Here is a 2,720-nt window from a genome sequence, read left to right on the forward strand (position 1 = left end):
GGAGAGGTTTTTTTTCAGGTTAAAAATAACTTTTTATTAGCTTTAATCCCCCCTATCTCCCTATCTCCCTATCTCCCCACCTCCCCACAAATGACGTTTTAGTCGGACGCAAGAAACAGCCCTGCCCTTTTTAAGGGGGATTTAGGGGGATCGCTTTGTACCTGATGGAAGAGAGAATTGCTATATTAATGAATTTTCCAATACTCTTCAAACCGATGCAGTACCTCATGGGATAAAGCCCCTTTGGCCGCCCTGCATCAAGACATAGTTACAGCCAATAGTGTAGTGGCTAAAAACATAGCATTTTACCTAAAAAAGGAGCAATCAATTTTATGTCTACTCGTCAATTGTTCAATGTCTTAACCCTATGCTCAGGTACAGTAAGTTTAGTTAGTGCGGCAACTCTGTTAAGTGCTAACCCAGCTCTGGCAATTGTCAATGGCAGTTTTGAAACTGGTGATTTCACCGAATGGGCAACCATAGGCGACACTAGTATTCAAACAGCCGCGTTTGGAAGTGGTCCAACCGATGGAGACTTCCAAGCTCTACTAACCACTGATTTTGGCTCAGTTCCTGTCTCGGATCTAGAAACATTTCTAGGATTAACAGCTGGAAGCCTAGCTACTATCCCTAATCTTCCCAATGTAGACACTCCCAGAGAGGGTTCTGCAATTCAACAAACCTTCACCGCCCATGCCGGAGATGTTTTGACTTTTGATTGGAACTTTCTCACCAATGAATCGACATCTTCTTTTGATCCAGCACGTTTTAACGATTTTTCCTTCGTGAGCATAGCTAAAATGGTAGATGGGCTAGCTGACACCAACTCCCCACTATTCATAGACTCTTTGACACCTTTCTTTCAAGAGACTGGCTTTCAGAGTTTTTCTTATACCTTTGAAACCTCCGGAACCTTTAGTTTAGGACTTGGAGTCTTGGACGAGGATGATGAGATTGTTGACTCTCGACTGCTGATTGACAATGTTGAGCTCACACCTGTTCCGGAACCTGCTTCAATTTTGGGCTTACTAGCATTAAGTGCTTTGGGAACAGGTGCAGCTTTCAAAAAAAAGACTGCTTAAGCATATGGGCACTTATCACAGGCTAGAAGCCTGTTCCACGCACGCTACTTGAGGTGCGGTCAGCGCACAAAATAAATTCTTGTAATTAGTTTGAATTAATTATCAAAAAACCCCACTGGTTTAAGACACTGGTGGGGTTAATTTATAATTTATGATTTATGATTTGTAATTTGTAATTTGTCCACAAATTAACCAAGATTACAATGCAGCCATTAATTTATCCCGTCTGGCATACAGCTGAAAGGCTATAGAGGGATAACCGCTCCCTACTCCCTACTCCCTACTCCCTACTCCCTACTTTAATACAATTATCCCTCGGTTTTAGTACTTATCCCGATTTCAACAGAGGTTTTGAAGTTGTATACTTGACAAAACTTCAGAGAATGCTATACCACGGGTTTATGGCAGGGTTGCTCCAACTGATATATTAGATATCTGCTTGTTATGATGCGCGCTTGTGGCATTTCTCTAGAAACAGACTCCTTGGTGACAGGCGATATACCTATACTGGGCTACCCAAAAATACTTAAGACTTCTTAAGAGTTGATGCTACAGGAAATAAACAAATGAAATCAAATCCTTTGCCTCAAAAGCACTTGTCCTCACCTCAATCAATTCAGGAAGATATTGATCAAGGAGTTGAACAGCAACCACAAGACTCATTACCCGAACTAGAAAGGGAAACTGCCAGGGAAGCAACCAATACCCCCGCCCATCCCTCCCGCAAAAAGCGACCGATGTGGCCTTTTCTACTGCTCGGTATCGGTATTCTAGCATTGGGTGCGATCGCTTTCAAACAGTCCCAACCTAATCCTGAGGTATCACAAAACACCATCACAGCAGCCCCAGCTGAACCTAACCGGTTACCTGTACGAGCCACCCCAGTCAAAATTTATCCACTGCAACAGTTAGTCTTTGGCAATGGTTTCGTTTCAGCAGTGCGAGGCAAACACCTGACCTTCCAAACCTCAGGAACTATCACCTATCTCAAAAAAGTTAATGGACGGGATCTGCGAGAGGGAGATTTTGTCAAAAAGGGTGAATTACTAGCAAAATTAGATGACCGCAGACTGCGAGCAGAGCTGGCACAAGCTCAAGCCCAAACGGCTGAAGCTCAGACCCAACGGGTAACAGCAAAAGCCAACTTGTCTCAAGCTCAAGCAAACGTAGAACAAGCCAAAGCACAAGTACTGAGCAACCAAGCCCAGTTTGAAGTAGCAAAAAATGATTTTGATTTAGCGATATCTGAATTCAAACGTCGTCTAGAACTTTTCGATGCCGGTGTAATATCAGAAAGTGATGTTGATGTCTACAGAAATAGAGCCGAGGATGGTCAATCCCAAGTCAGAGCAGCACAAGCTCAAGTTAATGCTGCCTTGAGCAATGTCAAAGCTGCTGAAAGTGAGTTAGCATCTGCCCAGTCACAATTAACTGCTACTCAAGCCCAGATTGCTTCAGCCAAGGCTGGGCAAACTCGCTCTACCATTAGTCTAGAAGATGCGGAGATTGTAGCACCCTTTGATGGCATTGTAGCCCACCTTAATATCCGAGAGGGAGACTTCTGGACAACCCAAATTTTAAACAGTGCAACCGCTGGTGATTATCAGACTGTAGTCGATTCAGTACCTATCATTATCA

Annotated in this window: 2 protein-coding genes; both read left to right on the forward strand. The window is 43.5% G+C overall.

What is annotated here, in order from left to right; all coding sequences use genetic code 11:
- The first annotated feature begins 332 nt into the window (after positions 1 to 332).
- A complete protein-coding gene (locus F6J99_RS43960) occupies positions 333 to 1,082 on the forward strand; it encodes a PEP-CTERM sorting domain-containing protein (RefSeq protein ID WP_293123475.1) in 750 nt (249 codons plus the stop codon).
- A gap of 566 nt (positions 1,083 to 1,648) precedes the next feature.
- Positions 1,649 to 2,720: biotin/lipoyl-binding protein (locus tag F6J99_RS43965; protein ID WP_293123477.1), on the forward strand; the 1,072-nt coding region annotated here is incomplete at its 3' end.

Origin of the sequence: Moorena sp. SIO4G3, from assembly GCF_010692305.1 — a bacterium.
GTDB classification, from domain to species: Bacteria; Cyanobacteriota; Cyanobacteriia; order Cyanobacteriales; family Coleofasciculaceae; genus Moorena; species Moorena producens_A.